A 16466-nucleotide genomic window follows, 5' to 3' on the forward strand; every position below is an offset into this window, starting at 1 on the left:
TGGCGGGGTACCGAGATCTGCACCGAGCATCGTGCCGAGTGAGCGAGCTTGGTCACGGGGTTCCTCCGGCGCTCGTACCCCGCTGACTCACGGAGTCCCCGGTGAGCATGCTCGAGATCGCGTCGGCCTCTGCCTGGATCGTGTCGGCGTCGACGAGATCGCCGGCCGCGTCGGTGAGGAGCGTGACGAGGTCATCCAGGTAAGCCCCCGCGTCGCCGCTGTCGTAGATCGCCTCGATCTGATCGTCAAGAGCGTCTTCGTAGAGCGCCTGGAACGTGTCGTTCTCGAGGAAGCGGGATACGAGCACGTTGTCTCCGCCCATCATCCCGGTGCGCGGACCCCCTGCGCCCCCACCGGGAGCGCCCAAGGGAGCATCCGTCGGCATACCGTCCGGCATCTCCCCCGAATCCACCGCTCCGGGGCCATCCGTGCCGCCGGGAGGCATCATCCGTTCGCCGTCTGCGCCACCGGGTTGGGCTCCCGGCGCGCCTGCGCCCATCCCTCCCAAGCCCCCGTAAGAGAGATTCTGATCCCACGCCACGATCGTCATGAGACCGGTCTCCGGGGCGTAGTGCAGGTATGAATTGTTGCCCGGCCCGTCGATGTCGTCGGAGTTCGAGACGAGGTCCTGCACGGCGAGATAGTCGGCGAAGGCCTGCACGTCGAGGTAGTCCGAGAGCTGGGCTTCGAACTCCTCGTCGGTGGAGTTGTTGACGAAGTCAAGGAAGGCGATCAGTGGCGCGTAGGCCTCGTCCTGTGAGAGGTCGTCCGCGTCGAACTTCACGTCGAAGACGTCGAGATAGTCGTCGCTGCTGTCGCCGCGATAGGAGTAGTCACCGCTGGAATCCGCCTTGTAGGTGATCCCGGTGCCGCCGAAGGCATCCTCGTTCCACGCCTCGTCGTCGGGCACGTCGATCACGAGCCGCAACTGCTCGTCGCTGCCGTTCACGCTCAACCGTGTGAACGCCGCATCCTCGCCGGCGACGCCGGCCTGATCGATCGCGTAGAGAGCAACCGCCTCGTTCAAGGAGGTCTCGGAGTTGTTCCCGCGGACGACGAAGTCGCTGCGTCCGGAGAATTCCTGACCGTCGACGTACTTGTCGAGCCTGATCAGCCAGGGAAGGCCCGCGGGATCATCCGCGGAGACCGTGCCCTCGCCCTCGCCGAGCGGGTCGTCTTCAGGCGCCTCGGTATCCGCGTTCGTGGCGGCCCCTCCGCGATCGCCGAGGAGGCTGCGCAGACTCGAATTGCCCTTGAGTCGCAGCCCGACGTCTTCGAAGGTTTCCCCGTCGATCGTGACGGTCGCAGTGATCCACTCCTTCTCGTCCGTCTGCGCGTAGGCGTCGATCATCGCTTCGTAGTCGGCCTCGTCGTACTCGATCGAGATCGTGTGCAACTCCTCTGTGTCGAAGAACGAGGAGGAGCTGCTCGACGTCGTCCCTTCCGCTTCCGCCACCGAACAACCCGCGACGAGGATGCCCACGGCGAGGACGCCGGCGGCTACCCATCCGGCTCGCGCCGCCCTCGTACGGGTGGGGTGTGCTGTCGTCGGATTCAGCTTCAGGGTCACAGTCGATCGTCCTTCCGGATGCCGTGCTCGATCCTCGAGCGAGGACCGACAGCCTCCATTCAGGCTCGGACTCCTTCACGGTTCCTAAGAAGAGCCGAAGCAGAGCCCATGAGATCTCGAACGACGGGTCGCTGTGGCCGACTCGAGCCCTCAAGCCGAAGATTCCGTGACCAAACCGTTGCATTCGTTATCTCGCCGTTATACAGTGATCACACGGTGAATGTTTGCTGTGGCACTCACCGCATGTGATTGCAGGACACTCTTGGTGCAAGGGACAAGGGCCGGTCGGGAGCCTCTCCGACCGGCCCTTTACTGTTCCCACTATTCTGTGAGGATGACCGATCGCAAGCTCGCCCTGGAGGCCTGGGAGAGCCTGTTCCGCGCGCAGCACGAACTCTTCACGGGGATGCTGGCCGACTTCGAGCACAGCCATCTCGCGCAAGCCGAGTACGACGTGCTGCTGACCGTCACCCGTTCCCCCGACATGACTGCACGGCTGCGCGACATCACCTCGAACATGCTGATCAGTCAGCCGAGCGTCTCCCGCCTGGTCGACCGCATGGTCACCCGTGGGCTCGTGGCGAAGTGCTCCGACCCCGACGACGGCCGCGGTGCCCTGATCCGCGCCACGGATGAAGGGGCGAGGGCCTTCCGTGCGCTCGCGACCGTGCACGGACGCTCGATCGCCGAGCGCATGTCGTGCCTCGACGACGATGAGCTGCGCACTCTGCGCGACCTCGCCGAGAAGCTCCGCTCCCGCTGACCTGCGCCTGTGGGCGCCGAGAACGACCTCCGCCTTTTCTGGCAGGGTGGGTTGCATACGCCTGCGCCATTCGGCGGGCACGTCAGACCGCCCCCTCGGGGGGAACCAGGGAGGTCATTCATGGAGATCGCCGGAATCGTTGGCATCCTCGTCATCGTCGGCATCGGCGTCGTCATCGCCGTCGTCCTGCTGCTGATCCTGTTGCTGTTCGCACGCAGCTGGATCAAGGTCGCCCGAGCCGACGAAGCCCTCGTCATCTCGGGGCGCAAGCAGAAGATCCAACGCGCAGTCATCGCCGCAGACGGCACGACCAGTTCGGAACTGGCGGAGTCGCCCGTCACCGTGATCGTGAACGGCAAGTCGCTCGTCAACCCGATCACGCAGCGCCACGAGATCATCTCTCTGCGCTCCCGTCAGGTCTCCCTCAACGCCGAGGCGCAGTCGCTCGACAGCGTGACGCTGAACGTCGACGGCGTCGCGATCGTGAAGATCGGCTCCGACCCGCTCTACGTGCGACGCGCTGCCGAGCGTTTCGCATCGCAGGACAAGGCCATCGAGCAGTTCACCACCGAACAGCTCGAAGGTGCGCTCCGTGGCATCGTCGCGACCCTGTCGGTCGTCGAGCTCATGCGCGAGCGCAAGAAGTTCTCCGATCAGATCGCCGCCGATGTCTCGCAGGAACTCGCCGAGCAGGGACTGATCCTGGACTCGTTCCAGATCAAGGGCATCACCGACAAGGTCGGCTACATCCAGTCACTGGGTGCCCCCGAGATCCAGGCGAAGCGTCAGGCCGCCGAGATCTCGCAGACGAACGCCGACCGCGCGATCAACCAGAAGAACATCGCGAACCAGGAAGCCAACCTGATCGAGCAGACCGCGCTCGACACCAACACCGCCAACGCCGACTCCGGCATCGGACGTGCACGTGCCGAAGCAGAGCAGGCAGAGGCTCTCGCACGCGCTCAGGCGGAGCAGGCCGTTCTACAGCAGCAGGCCGAGAACAAGCAGGCTCAGCTCGACGCCGACGTCAAGCGCGTTGCCGACGCCCAGCGGTACGAGGCGGAGACCCGCGCTCAAGCCGAGCTCTACACCCGCGAACGCGCGGCTGAGGCCGCCGCGATCGAGCAGGTCAAGCAGGCCGAAGCCCGCACCCGTATCGCCGAGCAGCAGGCGCAGGCCGACAAGGCTCGTGCCGAGGGTGAAGCAGCCGCCGCCATCGCGAAGGCGAGCGGTGAGGCGAACGCCCTCCGCGCCCAGGCCGAAGCCGAAGCGGAAGCCCGCCGCCTGCGCGCCAGCGCCGAAGCCGATGCCATCCGCGCCGAGGGTGACGCGCGTGCCGGCGCCCTCGAGGCCGAGGCCAAGGCCATCGCCTCGAACCAGGACGCCTTCCTCTCGCAGCGTGTGCTCGACGTTCTGCCCTCGATCATGGCCGAGTTCTCGAAGGGCTACGCGGCGATCGGCAACGTGTCGATCATCGGCAGCTCCGGCGAGGACGGCGCATCGAACGTGGTCGGCGCCGACAACGCCAAGGCCCTCCGCTCGGTGTTCGACAGCGTCCACTCGGCCACCGGCCTCGACCTCGCGGGCATCATCCAGGGTCAGGCCGTCGGCCGTGGTTTCGGCGCCGGTGTCGCCGAGGCCACGCCTCCGACGCAGTCCCCCGCGCGTGCGTCGACGCCCTCCACGGCGTCCCCCGCCACGGAGCCTGCTCCCGCCGCGGAGTAGCACCCGCGCAACACGAAGCGGATGCCGCGGCCGATCGGGTCGCGGCATCCGTTTTTCGCTTCCGGCATCCCGTTCGCCCGTTCACAATTCAGGAAGAACGAGGTGGTCGGGGCCAGTGAGGGCCGCTCGGGGCCGGCAGGGCGCGTTTCTCCTGAGTTGTGAACGGCGCCGGCCGCTGACTCGACGCGGCAGACTGGACGGATGATGCCCGCCGCCTTCGATCTCGACGCCATCGGCGCGGGGCTGTCGTTCGCGGGCGCCCTCGACGAGCTCTCCGCGGCCCTCGACGCCGGTGGCTCGGTGGTCGTGACCGCACCGCCGGGCACAGGCAAGACCACGCTCGTGCCGCCTCTCGTCGCCTCGCGGTGCACCGGTCGCGTGATCGTCACCCAGCCTCGCCGCGTCGCCGCCCGTGCCGCTGCCCGACGACTCGCCCACCTCGACGGCTCGCCGCTCGGCTCACGTGTGGGGTTCACGGTCCGCGGCGAGCGCTCCGCGGTTCCCACGACGCAGATCGAGTTCGTCACCGCCGGCGTGCTCCTGCGGCGGATGCTCGATGATCCCGGCCTCGACGGCGTGGACGCCGTGATCCTCGACGAGGTGCACGAGCGCGCGCTCGAGACCGATCTCCTGATCGGCCTGCTCTCCGAGGTGCGTGAGCTGAGGGAGGACCTCGTGCTCGTCGCCATGTCCGCCACCCTCGACGCCGAGCGGATCGCATCGGTCCTCGGCAGCGAGTCGGCCGCGGCCCCGATCGTGGACCATGATGTGCCCGCCTTCCCCCTCACGGAGCGCTGGGCCCCGAGCCCCGTACCGCGTCTCGACGAGCGTGGGGTCACCTCGGGTTTCCTGGACCACGTCGCGCGCGTCACGACGTCTGCGGCCCTGACGCAGATCGCGGAGGATCCGGAGGCCGACGTGCTGGTCTTCGCACCGGGGGCCCGGGAGGTGTCGGAGATCGCCCGTCGCATCCGGGAGTCGAGCGAGACGTTCGATGTGCGGGAGTTGCACGGACGCATCCCGCCGGCCGAACAGGATGCGGTGATCCGAGGTCGTACGTCGGAAGACCGTCCGCGCATCATCGTCACGACCTCGCTCGCGGAGTCCTCGCTCACGGTCCCGGGTGTACGCCTGGTCGTGGACACCTGCTTGTCGCGGCATCCACTGCGCGACGCCTCCCGAGGAATGACGGGTCTGGTCACGACCGCCGCATCCCGGTCGTCGTGCGTGCAACGAGCGGGACGCGCCACCCGCCAGGCTCCCGGTGCCGTGCTCCGCTGCGTCGACGAGCGGACCTACGCGGCGGCTCCCGCGCGCCCGGTACCCGAGATCGCGGTCATCGACCTCGCGGATGCGGCCCTGCTGCTCGCATGCTGGGGATCCCCCGGCGGCACCGGGCTGCGGATGATCGACCCGCTGCCCGCAGAGAACCTCGCCGATGCCCTCACGGTCCTCCGCGGTCTCGGCGCGATCGATGACGAGGGTCGTGCCACCGCGGAAGGTCGCGCCCTCGCCCGCGTTCCGACCGATCCCCGACTCGCCCGCGCGCTCCGCGACGGCAGTCCGGCAGTCGGCAGACGCCTCGCCGCGGAGGTCGTCGCGCTGTTGGGCGGCGATCTGCGAGTCGCCGATGCCGACGTCGCACAGGCCCTCATCTCCTTGCGAGGCGGACGCACGCCGGATACCCGCCGATGGCGCGATGACGTCGATCGCCTCGAACGCCTGGCCCCACCGGCACCACACGCCTCTGCGGATCTCGACGGCGTCGGGCTCGTGATCGCCCTGGCCTTTCCCGAGCGGATCGCCCGCCGCGTCGAGCGCACCGCGACCGGAGCGACGTTCCTGCTCGCATCCGGGACGCGAGCAGGAGTGACGGGCTCGCTCGCGGCGGTCGAATGGCTCGCCGTCGCCGACGTCGCCCGCGCCTCCGGGCGCGCGGCAGCCGGGTCCGGAGCGGTCATCCGTGCGGCAGCGGCGCTCACCGAAGCGCAGATGGAGCAGGCCGCCGACCACCTCATGACGGACCGCGTCGAGGCCGAGCTCAGCGGAGGCCGTGTCCAGGCCCGACGCGAACGCAGGCTCGGGGCGATCCTGCGCACCTCGGTCCCGGTCCGGGCCTCCGCGCAGGAGGGGCGGGATGCTGTCCGCCGCACCCTGCGCCGCGACGGACTGGGCATGTTCGCGTGGTCCGACGGCGCGGAGGCACTGCGCCGTCGACTGGCGCTGCTGCGGCGCGAGCTCGGCGCCCCCTGGCCGGATGTCTCGGACGCGGGCCTGGTCGACACCCTCGACGACTGGCTGGCACCCGAACTCGATGCGCTGGCTTCCGGCACCCCGGTGGGACGGCTCGACCTGCTTTCCGCCCTTCGCCGCCTGCTGCCGTGGCCGGAGGCGATGCGTCTGGACGAACTCGCCCCGGAACGCCTCGAGGTGCCCAGTGGGTCCCGCGTCCGCATCACCTACCCGGAACCCGACGGCGACACGTCGGCACGGCCCGTCGTCGCAGTCAAGCTTCAGGAGTGCTTCGGGTGGGCGGAGACTCCTCGGCTGGTCGATGGGCGCGTGCCGGTGCTGTTCCACCTGCTGTCCCCCGCGGGGCGCCCGCTCGCGGTGACCGACGACCTGGCCTCGTTCTGGTCCGGTCCGTACGCACAGGTCCGCGCCGAGATGCGAGGGCGCTACCCGCGACACCCCTGGCCCGAGGACCCGTGGGCGGCCACACCGACCAAGCACACCAAGAACCGCACCGCGCGTTGAGCAGCGGAACGGACCGAGACCTCAGCGTGTACGCCGCCGCAACGTCAGCGACGCGAGCACCAGGGCACCGACGGCGAAGGCGACGACGATCAGCAAGGGACCGAACACGTCCCAGCCCTCGTCCCCCGCGGCCACGGCATTGATCGTGTCGATCGCGTAGCTCAGCGGCAGCCAGTCCGAGATCGCGTACAGCACGTCGGGCATCTGGTCGCGGGGCATGAAGAGCCCGCCGAGGATGATCTGCGGGAACACCAGCAACGGCATGAACTGCACCGCCTGGAACTCCGTCTGCGCGAACGCACTCGCAAGCAGGCCGAGCGCGGTGCCGAGCAGTGCGTCGACCACCGCGACCAGACCCAGCTGCCACAGCGGCCCGTCGACGTCGAGCCCGCACACCCCGACCGCGAACGACACCGTGATCACCGCCTGGACCACCGCCATCGCTCCGAACGCCAGCGCGTAGCCGAGGATGAAGTCGGCCTTCTCGAGAGGCGTCGTCATCAACCGCTCGAGCGTGCCCGAACGGCGCTCCCTCAAGGTCGTGATCGAGGTGATGAGGAACATCACGATGAACGGGAACAGCGCCAGGATGGCACCGCCGACCTGGTCGAAGACACCTTCCTGGTCGCTGAACAGCCAGGCGAAGAGCCCCACGAGGAGGCTCGGCGCGATGAGCATCAGGGCGATCGACCTCGGATCATGCCGCAACTGCGTGAGGACGCGCCCTGCCGTGGCGAAGATCCGGCGGCCGTTCATTCCCCGACCTCCCCGTGCGTCCCGCGCGTATCTCGGCGCGACCTCCTGGTGTCTCCGAGGCCGGCCGCGCGGTCACGCTCGATCAGCGCCAGGAAGGCGGCCTCGGCGTCGGTCGTCCCGGTGTCGGCGAGGAGCGACGTCGGAGTCGTGTCGGCGATGATCCGCCCCTCCCGCATCAGCAGCAGCCGGTCGCAGCGCACGGCCTCATCCATCACATGGCTCGACACGATGAGTGTCACCCCGCGATCCGCGAGACGACGGAAGAGGGTCCACAGCTCAGCGCGCAGCACCGGATCGAGTCCCACCGTCGGCTCGTCGAGCACGACGAGCTCGGGCGCACCGATCAGCGCCACCGCGAGCGACACCCGCGTCGCCTGTCCTCCGCTCAGGGCGTCGACGAGCTGCCCCGCCTGCGGCCCGAGACCGACCTCCTCGATGACCCGATCGACGTCGCCCTTCGGGGCTTTCAGCAGCGAGGCGAACGAGGCGAGATTCTGACGCACGCTGAGGTCGCCGTATACCGATGCGCCCTGCGTGCCGTAGGCGACCCGGTGCCGGAGCCCTCGCGAGCCGCCCGGCTCTCCGAGAACCCTGACGTCTCCGGAGGCGATCCTCTGCACGCCGACGATCGAGCGCATGAGAGTCGTCTTGCCGCACCCCGACGGCCCCAGCAGGCCGGTGATCTGCCCGCGCGGAATCGTGAGGTCGATCCCGTCGAAGACCTGGACGGCGCCGCGGTGCACACGCAGCTGCGAGATCTCGACAGCCGAGTTATTCATCATGTGATGAATTATGCGCCCGAGTACTGGTGGCGTCAACGGGATCTGTGCGCCTGCGCCTGCGTGGCCTCAGTCGAAGAGGTAGCGCTGTACGGTCGGACCGACTCGTCCGACGAGTTCATCGACCGATGCACCGGCGAGCGCGGGGAGCCGCAGCACGTAGCGGGCGATCAGCATGCCGGCGATCTGCGAGGCGACGAGAGCGGCGCGCAGATCGGCATCGTCGGTGTCCAGACTCCGAGAGACGCGGGAGAGCAGCTCGCGCGAGAGGAAACCGGCCAGCAACGGGGTCGTCAGCCGACTCCCCACGGCGGTGCGGATCAGCATGACCCCTCGCCGGCGCACCTCCGGCTGCTCGAACGCCTCGAGCACGTACCGGACGAGTCGCTCACCGACGCCGTCGCGAGATCCGGCCAGGATCCGCGGCACGTCGATGTCGGGACGCAGAGGGATGCCCACGGCCTCGGCGAAGAGGTCGGCTTTGGTCCCGAAGTAGTGATGCACGAGCGCGGAGTCGACACCGGCGCGGGCCGCGATCGAGCGGACCGTCGCCCCGTCGTAGCCCTTCTCGGCGAAGTCGTCGACCGCGGCCGCCAGAATGCGCGCCCGCGAGTCCGAGGCACCTCTCGGGCGTCCTCGCCGGCGCGGTGACTTCTGCTCGGTCATGCCCGCCAGCCTACGACTTCGCTCCCCGTGATCGACCCGGGCTCAGTCGAGCAGATGACGGAGGTAACGCGTGGGGTGGTCGAGGAACGAGCGCCAATGGTCCACGATCTCGAGGTCATCCCAGTCCGCCGGACGAACGCCCCACTCCCCGACCTCGAGGATCTTCGCGCCGGGGAGGGCCGCGAGGACCGGCGAATGCGTCGCGCAGAGCACCTGGCCCCCCTCGTCGGCGATGCGGCGGAGCACCGCGATGAGGGCGAGCGTCGAGGTGAAGGACAGGGCCGCCTCGGGCTCGTCGAGGCAGTAGAAGCCCGGCTCGTCGAACCGGCTGTCCAGCAGCGCGAGGAATGACTCCCCGTGGCTCATCTCGTGGAACGGAACGTCGCCGCTGGCCGAGGGGTTCTCTTCCAGATACGTGTAGAACGAGTGCATCGTCTCGGCGCGGAGGAAGAAGCCCCAGCGATTCGCCCCCACCCCGCGCTGCAATCGAAGCCAGTCCGACAACGGCGACTCCGTGGCGCGCGTGCGGTGCCGTGCCTGCTGTGACCCGCCCTCGGGCGACAGCCCGTACGCCAGCGCGATGCCTTCGACCAGAGTGGACTTGCCGCTGCCGTTCTCGCCCACCAGAAAGGTCACTCCGGGGTCGAGGTCGATCCCTTCGCGGAGCACCTGGGCCACGGCGGGGATGTTCGTCGGCCACTCCCCGTCGGGCGTCGGGGCATCATCGTTCGGCCGGACGGCGACCACCGGCTGCTGCCGTCGACGGCGAGAGCTCGGCTCCCAGAACGCATCCATCGTGCCCCCTCCGCGCGTGACGTCTCGTGGAGGCTATCGCCACCCGCGGACACGATCACGCTCGGGCGGTCAGCACTCGATGACGTTGACCGCGAGACCGCCCTCGCTGGTCTCCTTGTACTTCGTCGACATGTCGGCACCGGTCTGGCGCATCGTCTCGACCACGGCGTCCAGGGACACGTAGTGGCTTCCGTCGCCGCGCAGGGCGAGTCGGGCCGCCGTGACCGCCGTCGACGCGGCGATCGCGTTGCGTTCGATGCACGGGATCTGCACGAGTCCGCCGATCGGGTCGCACGTGAGACCGAGGTGGTGCTCCATCGCGATCTCCGCCGCGTTCTCGATCTGACGATTCGTGCCGCCCATCACCGCCGTGAGCCCGCCGGCGGCCATGGCGCATGCGGATCCGACCTCGGCCTGGCATCCACCCTCGGCTCCGGAGATCGACGCGTTCGCCTTGAAGAGCGATCCCAGAGCCGTCGCAGTGAGCAGGAAGCGACGGATGCCACGGCGACGGTTCGCCTCGGCCGTCTGCTCCTCGTCGAGGCCGCTGGCACTCTCCAGCGTCCGCACCTCCGACTCGAATCCCAACAGCGCGCTGCCGACGAGTTCACCGTAGGGGGTCACCGCGTTGCCCGCTCCCAGCCCCGAATCGGCGAGGAACCGCCACCAGTACATCGCGACCGCCGGAAGGATACCGGCGGCTCCGTTCGTCGGGGCCGTCACGACCCGTCCGCCTGCCGCGTTCTCCTCGTTCACCGCGAGCGCGAAGGCGCCGAGCCACTCGCCCGGGAGCTCACGATGCCCGTCGGCCTCGACCGCCTCGAGCTGACCGCGGATCACTCCGGCCCGTCGCTTGACCTTGAGGATGCCCGGGAGGGTTCCTTCCGCGTGCAGACCGGCGTCGACGCAACCCGCCATCGCATCCCAGATCGCGTCGAGTCCGGCAGCGACCTCTTCCTCGCTGCGCACGGATGCCTCGTTGAGTCGCGCGACCTCGGCGATCGACAGCCCGTTCTCGTCGCAGAGGGCGAGCAACGAGGCCGCATCCGCATACGAGTACGGGAACCCTGCGGTCGCGAGCTTCGCCTCCTCACCGTCCCTGCGGATGAATCCTCCGCCCACCGAGTAATAGGTCTCCTCGGCGACGACATCTCCCGCTGCATCCCGCGCGGTGATCGTCATGGCGTTCGGGTGCCCGGGAAGCCGGGTGCGCGGCGCGAAGACGATGTCGTCCTTCACGAACGGCACCTCGTGGGTGCCGTCGATGCGGATCACGGCACCCGCGGGGAGGTCGGCCCAGGCGGCACGGACCTCAGCCGGGTCGCACGTCTCCGGCGTGAGTCCACGGAGCCCGGCGACGACGGCGTCTGGAGTGCCGTGGCCGATCCCCGTTGCACCGAGCGAGCCGTAGAGCGCGACCTCGACACGGCCGACTCGCGCCAGTGCACCGCTCGCCGTGAGGCGTCGCGCGAAATCGAGAGCCGCCCGCATCGGTCCGACCGTGTGGGAGCTCGAGGGACCCACTCCGATCGAGAAGAGGTCGAAGGCCGAGACGTACGCTGTCACCCTTCCAGGCTACGCCGGATTCACCGGTTCGGTTCACCTCGGTTAACTCGACGGGGAGTCAACCCCCTTCCGGCGAGCGCGCGGTCGGGGCATCGTGGTCCGAGGACATCGCCGAAAGGGGTCACCATGACCGACACCACTCCTGAGCCGGAACCCACCGACGAGCTCTCTCCTGAAGCGCAGACTCCGACGCCCAGCCCTTCTTCGGACACGAGCCAGGCGGAGGCGACGACTCCCACCGAGGCCGAGTCACCGGAAGACGCCGACCCGAGCGAGGTCCCGAGCACCGAGGAACTCGAAGAGCCGAGCACCGAGAAGGACCCCGGCGAGGAACCCACCGCGCCGAAGCGGGATGAGCCCGAGCCCGACCACGAGGCCGTCGGCATCGGCGTGATCGACACCGAGGAGCCGCAGGCCGGCTGATCCGTTCGCCGAGACCCCCGGTCGCCGCCGAGACCCCGCCCTGCAGCCGACGATAGAGCGGGGTCTGGGCGAGAGCACGGGGTCTGGGCGAACTACTCGACGAGCTTGCCCTCGGTGTCGACCTCGCGCATGAGCTCGGCGATCTCGGGTGCGACCTCCGGGATCTCCTCGCGGGTGACGCCGGCGGTCGGCGACCACACCAGATTCACCTGCAGCGTGGGGTCGGTGTCGGGGAAGTCGCTGCGGTTGTGGCATCCGCGTGTCTCCCGACGCTCCAGCGCCGCTTCGAGGGTGGCCCGGGCGGCGAGCGCCGACGCCTTGAGGTCGAAGGCGTGGGCGAGGTCCTGGAACCCCGCGATGTCCGGGTGGATCCCGATGTCCTCCATCCGCCCTTCGATCATGTCGAGGTCGGCGAGTCCGGCCAGCAGCCCCTCTTCCGAACGCACGACTCCCGCGTACTCCGTCATGAGGTTGCGGATCGCGCGTTGCAGCGCCCGGACGTTCTCGCGTCCCTCCGCGGCGAGCAGATCGTCGATCTCGGCACGCGCCTCGGCCACCGCCGTCGCCGAGCGGCGCTGGGCATCGAGGCCAGCCGCATGCTCCATGGCCGCCTGACCGACGATGCGACCGTACACGAGCAGTTCGATGAGCGAATTGCCGCCGAGACGGTTCGCGCCGTGCAGTCCGCTGGATGCCTCGCCGATCGCGTAGAGTCCGTCGACATCGGTCCGGTGGTCTTCCGGTCGCACCCAGACGCCACCCATCGAGTAGTGCGCCGTAGGCGCGATCTCGATCGGATCGGTCGTGATGTCGAGCATCTGCAGCTCCATCATCGTCTGATAGACGCGGGGGAGCCGCGTCATGATCGTCTCGCGGGGCAGGTGCGACACGTCGAGCCACACACCACCGTTCTCCGTGCCTCGGCCTTCCTTGATCTCGGTGTAGGCCGCGAGCGCGACGCGGTCACGGGTCGACAGCTCCATCCGCTCGGGGTCGTACTTCGCCATGAACCGCTCGCCGAGGGCGTTGCGCAGGATCCCGCCCTCTCCGCGGGCGGCTTCCGAGATCAGGGTTCCCGCAGCGCTCTCCGGCTCGATGATGCCGGACGGGTGGAACTGCACGAGTTCGGGGTCGCGCAGTCGGGCACCCGCATCCACCGCGAGACGGAACGAGTCGCCGGTGTTCTCATCGCGGCGGGATGAGGTGCGCCGCCAGATGCGGTTGTGTCCACCGGCCGCCAGGATCACGGCGTCCGCGTGGATCAGGTAGCGGGTGCCATCGGCCTGATCGAATCCGTAGGCGCCGAACACCACGTTGTCGCGCACGAGCAAGCGGGTGATGTAGACGTGGTCGAGGATGGGCACGTCGAGCTGCTCGGCCTTGCGCACGAGCGTGCGCTGGATCTCGAGGCCCGTGTAGTCGCCGGCGAAGGCCGTGCGACGGAAGGTGTGCGCACCGAAGAACCGCTGCGAGATGCGCCCATCGTCTTCGCGGGCGAAGTCCATGCCCCAGCGCTCCAGGTCGCGGATGCCGCGCTCCGCGCCCTGCGTCACGATCTCGACGGTGTGCGGATTCGCGAGCAGGTAGCTCTCCTTGATGGTGTCGGCCGCGTGCTGCTGCCAGCTGTCGTCCGCATCCATGGTCCCGAGCGCCGCGTTGATGCCGCCGGCGGCGAGGGACGTGTGCGCATCCTGCCGCGGCCGTTTGCCGACGGCGAGCACATCGACGCCGTGCTCGGCGATCTCGATCGCCGCTCGCAGCCCCGATCCGCCGGTACCGATGACGAGGACGGTGGTGGATATCTGACGTTCGCGCGTAGCCATGGGATCCACGCTAATTAGGGGATCCTAATAACTCCAATGCATAGTCTCACTGGAAACGATACGCGTAGACTATGGTCATGAACCTCGAGCAACTCCGCGGGTTCGTCGAGGTCGCGCGTCTCGGACACTTCACCCGCGCCTCCGAGCACCTGCACCTGGCACAGCCGTCGTTGAGTCGTCAGATCTCCACTCTCGAACGTGAGCTCGGCGCCGAGTTGTTCCACCGGGCACGGGGCCACATCTCGCTCACCGCCGCCGGAGAGACGCTCCTCCCCCGCGCGCAGCGCATGCTCGCCGATGCCGATGCCATCCGCGATGAGATGGGAGAGCTGGCGGGCCTCCGCCGCGGACGCGTGCGGCTCGGGGCTCCGCCCACCCTGTGCATCAGCCTCGTCGCCGAGGCCGTCAGCTCGTTCCACGCCGCCTACCCCGATGTCGACCTGCACCTGACCGAGAGCGGCTCACGGCTCCTGGTCGAACAGCTCGCCGTCGGCGCCGTCGACATCGCGCTCATCACCGCGTCCGACGGTCTTCCCCCGGCCGGCGTGAGCCTCACCAGGATGCCGCTGCTCGCCGAGGAGCTCGTCGTGGTGTCCTCGGCTGCGGAGCCGCCGCTGACGGATGGACCTGCCATCGACCTGGAACGGCTGGCCGCTCTCCCCCTCATCACCTTCGGCGAGAGCTACGAACTGCGCGCGACGACGGATGCCGCCTTCCGTGAGGCCGGCCTGACCCCTCACCCCGTACTGGAAGGGGCCGAGATGGACACGGCCCTCCGCTTCGTCGAGCGCGGCCTCGGCGTCGCCGTGGTGCCGGCGATGGTCCTCTTCGATCGGCCGGGCCTACGGTCGGTGCGACTCTCGCACCCCATGATGACGCGGACGGTCAGCCTGGCCCACCGTTCGGATGTCACTCCGGCGATCGCCGTGGCAGCGATGCGGAAGGCGATCGTGTCGACGTCTGCGGAGGTCGCGCGCCGCGATCCCGCGATCACGAGCCTGCTCTGACCGGGTCGACGACCCGGTCAGCAGAAGGTCCCCGCCGCTTTCGCGACGGGGACCTTCTGTACTGTCTCAACACAGTGTGCGCCCGAAGGGACTCGAACCCCTAACCTTCTGATCCGTAGTCAGATGCTCTATCCATTGAGCTACGGGCGCCCAGCCCGCTCAGCGGGCCGTGGAACAGCCTACAACAGTCCAGACGCGAAAGCGAAACGGGACCTCAGTCCCCGGCCGCCGCAGCTTTCTGCTGTTTTTTCCGACGTTTCGCCTTCGCTCTCTGCTCCGAGGAGAGTGCCTGCAGGTCGACGAGTCGCAGCGCTTGCATGCGGGCTTCACGCATTCGCCCGTAGTCGGGATCATGGTCGGGGCGCATGCCCTCGACCCGCAACCGGCGGTCGAGGTTGTGCCGCACATCGGCCCAGGCGGCATCCCTGGCCTCTTCCACGATCTGTGCGAGGCTGTCGCGATCCTGCATCATCTCGCGCAGGCGCTCGGCCACCCCGGTGGACTGCTTCGCGCGGCGCCGGAGGTTGCGGACGTCGCGGTCACGATAGTCGTGCGTGCCCACCGGATCGGAGTGCCTCCCCCTCGCCCGCTTTCGCAAGGCGGTGACGGTGGCGGCGGCCTCCTCGGACTCCTCGGCCATCGCCCGCAGCGCTTCGCGCGCATCGTCGATGTACTTGTCCATGTCGAAGACGCCGTCTTCCGCGATGGTGCCGATGAGGATGTGGTTCTTCACGGCGAGGCGCGCGGCAGCGGTCGCGATCGCGACGCCTTCGGCGATGGCATCCGCTGTCCGTCCCACCGGTACCTCCTCTCCTTGAGCGTACCGGTATCACTACGGCCCGGTGTCGGCCAGAATGGTTCGGAATCAGCTTGCCCCACCCATCCGACATCCGCGGGTTCGCACCCGGGTCGCGCCCGCAGGAGACACATGAGACACCTCGATCTCGTCGGCAGCACCACGGTGATCACCGGAGCCGCGAACGGGATGGGCGCCGACATCGCCCGGCTGCTCGCCGCACGGGGAGCGCACCTGGCCCTGATCGACCACGATGCCGCAGCGCTCGGGGCGATCGCCGGAGAGCTTCACGACAACCGGGTGACGACCCACGTCGTCGACCTCCGCGACGATCAGGCCGTGTTCGCCGCCGCCACCGAGATCGGCGACGCACACCCGCGGATCAATGCACTGATCACCTGCGCCGGGTCGTCGATGCTCGGCAACCTCGACCAGCTCACGATGGAGGAGATGCGCTGGCTCACCGATGTGAACCTCTGGGGCACGGTCTCCATCACCAAGGCGCTGCTGCCGGCGCTCCGCGCGGCACCCGCGGCGCACATCACCCATCTCGCCAGCGTCTACGCTCTGGCCTCCCCGGCCGGACGCATCCCCTACGCCATGAGCAAGTTCGCCGTGCGGGCCTTCTCCGAGGCTCTGCGGCACGAACTCGAAGGCACGTCGGTGAGCGTCGGCGCGGTCTACCCCTCGGGCGTACGCACCGGGATCATCCTGCACGGACGTTACGCCGCGGCCATCGACCCCGCCGTCGCCGCCCGTGCCGCCGCCGCGCAGGCCGCGATGTACCACACGGAACCCGCGGAGGCCGCCGCCCGCATCGTCCGGGCCACCGAGCGGCGGGCGGCGAGGACGATGGTCGGACGCGAGGCGCGCCTGATCGACGTCCTCGTACGGATCCTGCCGTCGTCGTACTGGCGAGTGATGCGGCGCCCCCTGCGGGACGCGGTCGACACGACCACCCCGGTGGCGTGAGGACGCCTCAGCGGACCGCTCCGACCCAGATCCCCGAGGCCCAGGCCTGCTGCTCGCCGTTGCAGCCG

At 69.0% G+C, this 16466-nt stretch carries 14 protein-coding genes and 1 tRNA gene; 6 read left to right on the forward strand and 9 right to left on the reverse strand.

What is annotated here, in order from left to right:
* Positions 1–52 precede the first annotated feature (52 nt).
* Complete coding sequence (locus L978_RS05660; RefSeq protein ID WP_052193364.1) at positions 53–1570, reverse strand: CotH kinase family protein; 1518 nt, start codon at positions 1568–1570, stop codon at positions 53–55.
* Between the two features lie 334 nt (positions 1571–1904).
* Between L978_RS05660 and L978_RS05665 the strand changes: the two genes are divergently transcribed.
* The 3 genes from L978_RS05665 to hrpB all read left to right on the forward strand — a co-directional run bounded on the left by L978_RS05665 (position 1905) and on the right by hrpB (position 6815).
* Complete coding sequence (locus tag L978_RS05665) at positions 1905–2333, forward strand: MarR family winged helix-turn-helix transcriptional regulator (protein WP_047521208.1); 429 nt, start codon at positions 1905–1907, stop codon at positions 2331–2333.
* A gap of 120 nt (positions 2334–2453) precedes the next feature.
* Positions 2454–4058 (forward strand): SPFH domain-containing protein, encoded by a 1605-nt coding sequence (locus L978_RS05670; RefSeq protein WP_047521210.1) that lies wholly within the window; start codon positions 2454–2456, stop codon positions 4056–4058.
* Between the two features lie 201 nt (positions 4059–4259).
* A complete protein-coding gene (gene hrpB / locus L978_RS05675) occupies positions 4260–6815 on the forward strand; it encodes an ATP-dependent helicase HrpB (RefSeq protein WP_047521212.1) in 2556 nt (851 codons plus the stop codon).
* 21 nt (positions 6816–6836) lie between these two features.
* Here the strand turns inward: hrpB and L978_RS05680 are convergent, their stop codons facing one another.
* The 5 genes from L978_RS05680 to L978_RS05700 all read right to left on the reverse strand — a co-directional run bounded on the left by L978_RS05680 (position 6837) and on the right by L978_RS05700 (position 11377).
* Positions 6837–7571 (reverse strand): ABC transporter permease, encoded by a 735-nt coding sequence (locus L978_RS05680; protein ID WP_047521214.1) that lies wholly within the window; start codon positions 7569–7571, stop codon positions 6837–6839.
* Positions 7568–8353: an ABC transporter ATP-binding protein gene (locus L978_RS05685; protein WP_131494523.1), complete on the reverse strand. Its 786-nt coding sequence runs from the start codon at positions 8351–8353 to the stop codon at positions 7568–7570. The genes L978_RS05680 and L978_RS05685 overlap by 4 nt, the downstream gene beginning before the upstream one ends.
* 66 nt (positions 8354–8419) lie before the next feature.
* The gene (locus tag L978_RS05690; RefSeq protein WP_047521216.1) at positions 8420–9016 is read right to left on the reverse strand and encodes a TetR/AcrR family transcriptional regulator; all 597 of its coding nucleotides are present in this window, start codon (positions 9014–9016) and stop codon (positions 8420–8422) included.
* A 42-nt stretch (positions 9017–9058) separates the two neighbouring features.
* Entirely contained in the window at positions 9059–9811 is a 753-nt protein-coding gene (locus L978_RS05695) for an AAA family ATPase (protein ID WP_047521218.1), read from the reverse strand.
* Between the two features lie 69 nt (positions 9812–9880).
* The gene (locus L978_RS05700) at positions 9881–11377 is read right to left on the reverse strand and encodes an L-serine ammonia-lyase, iron-sulfur-dependent, subunit alpha (protein WP_047521220.1); all 1497 of its coding nucleotides are present in this window, start codon (positions 11375–11377) and stop codon (positions 9881–9883) included.
* A gap of 126 nt (positions 11378–11503) precedes the next feature.
* On the opposite strand from L978_RS05700, the gene L978_RS05705 reads away from it, so the two are divergent.
* A complete protein-coding gene (locus L978_RS05705) occupies positions 11504–11800 on the forward strand; it encodes a hypothetical protein (RefSeq protein WP_047521222.1) in 297 nt (98 codons plus the stop codon).
* Positions 11801–11892: 92 nt separating this feature from the next.
* On the opposite strand, the gene L978_RS05710 is transcribed toward L978_RS05705, so the two are convergent.
* Positions 11893–13623 carry an L-aspartate oxidase gene (locus L978_RS05710; RefSeq protein ID WP_047521224.1) on the reverse strand — a complete coding sequence of 577 codons (1731 nt, stop codon included), beginning with the start codon at positions 13621–13623 and terminating at the stop codon, positions 11893–11895.
* A gap of 71 nt (positions 13624–13694) precedes the next feature.
* Between L978_RS05710 and L978_RS05715 the strand changes: the two genes are divergently transcribed.
* Positions 13695–14630 (forward strand): LysR family transcriptional regulator, encoded by a 936-nt coding sequence (locus tag L978_RS05715; protein WP_052193365.1) that lies wholly within the window; start codon positions 13695–13697, stop codon positions 14628–14630.
* 77 nt (positions 14631–14707) lie between these two features.
* On the opposite strand, the gene L978_RS05720 is transcribed toward L978_RS05715, so the two are convergent.
* Both L978_RS05720 and L978_RS05725 read right to left on the reverse strand, forming a co-directional pair.
* Positions 14708–14780: transfer RNA gene (locus tag L978_RS05720), tRNA-Arg, on the reverse strand.
* Between the two features lie 64 nt (positions 14781–14844).
* Positions 14845–15429: a hypothetical protein gene (locus L978_RS05725; RefSeq protein WP_047521226.1), complete on the reverse strand. Its 585-nt coding sequence runs from the start codon at positions 15427–15429 to the stop codon at positions 14845–14847.
* 129 nt (positions 15430–15558) lie between these two features.
* On the opposite strand from L978_RS05725, the gene L978_RS05730 reads away from it, so the two are divergent.
* Complete coding sequence (locus L978_RS05730) at positions 15559–16398, forward strand: SDR family NAD(P)-dependent oxidoreductase (RefSeq protein WP_047521228.1); 840 nt, start codon at positions 15559–15561, stop codon at positions 16396–16398.
* Positions 16399–16466 lie beyond the last annotated feature (68 nt).

This window comes from Microbacterium sp. ZOR0019, assembly GCF_000800925.1.
Classification (GTDB): Bacteria; Actinomycetota; Actinomycetes; order Actinomycetales; family Microbacteriaceae; genus Microbacterium; species Microbacterium aurugineum.

What these genes read in the sequence shown, in the direction of transcription:
- L978_RS05665 (WP_047521208.1), top strand. Translation starts at nt 1,905, where the DNA reads ATGACCGATCGCAAGCTCGCCCTGGAGGCCTGGGAGAGCCTGTTCCGC.
- L978_RS05670 (WP_047521210.1), top strand. Translation starts at nt 2,454, where the DNA reads ATGGAGATCGCCGGAATCGTTGGCATCCTCGTCATCGTCGGCATCGGC.
- hrpB (WP_047521212.1), top strand. Translation starts at nt 4,260, where the DNA reads ATGATGCCCGCCGCCTTCGATCTCGACGCCATCGGCGCGGGGCTGTCG.
- L978_RS05680 (WP_047521214.1), bottom strand. Translation starts at nt 7,571, where the DNA reads ATGAACGGCCGCCGGATCTTCGCCACGGCAGGGCGCGTCCTCACGCAG.
- L978_RS05685 (WP_131494523.1), bottom strand. Translation starts at nt 8,353, where the DNA reads ATGATGAATAACTCGGCTGTCGAGATCTCGCAGCTGCGTGTGCACCGC.
- L978_RS05690 (WP_047521216.1), bottom strand. Translation starts at nt 9,016, where the DNA reads ATGACCGAGCAGAAGTCACCGCGCCGGCGAGGACGCCCGAGAGGTGCC.
- L978_RS05695 (WP_047521218.1), bottom strand. Translation starts at nt 9,811, where the DNA reads ATGGATGCGTTCTGGGAGCCGAGCTCTCGCCGTCGACGGCAGCAGCCG.
- L978_RS05705 (WP_047521222.1), top strand. Translation starts at nt 11,504, where the DNA reads ATGACCGACACCACTCCTGAGCCGGAACCCACCGACGAGCTCTCTCCT.
- L978_RS05710 (WP_047521224.1), bottom strand. Translation starts at nt 13,623, where the DNA reads ATGGCTACGCGCGAACGTCAGATATCCACCACCGTCCTCGTCATCGGT.
- L978_RS05715 (WP_052193365.1), top strand. Translation starts at nt 13,695, where the DNA reads ATGGTCATGAACCTCGAGCAACTCCGCGGGTTCGTCGAGGTCGCGCGT.
- L978_RS05730 (WP_047521228.1), top strand. Translation starts at nt 15,559, where the DNA reads ATGAGACACCTCGATCTCGTCGGCAGCACCACGGTGATCACCGGAGCC.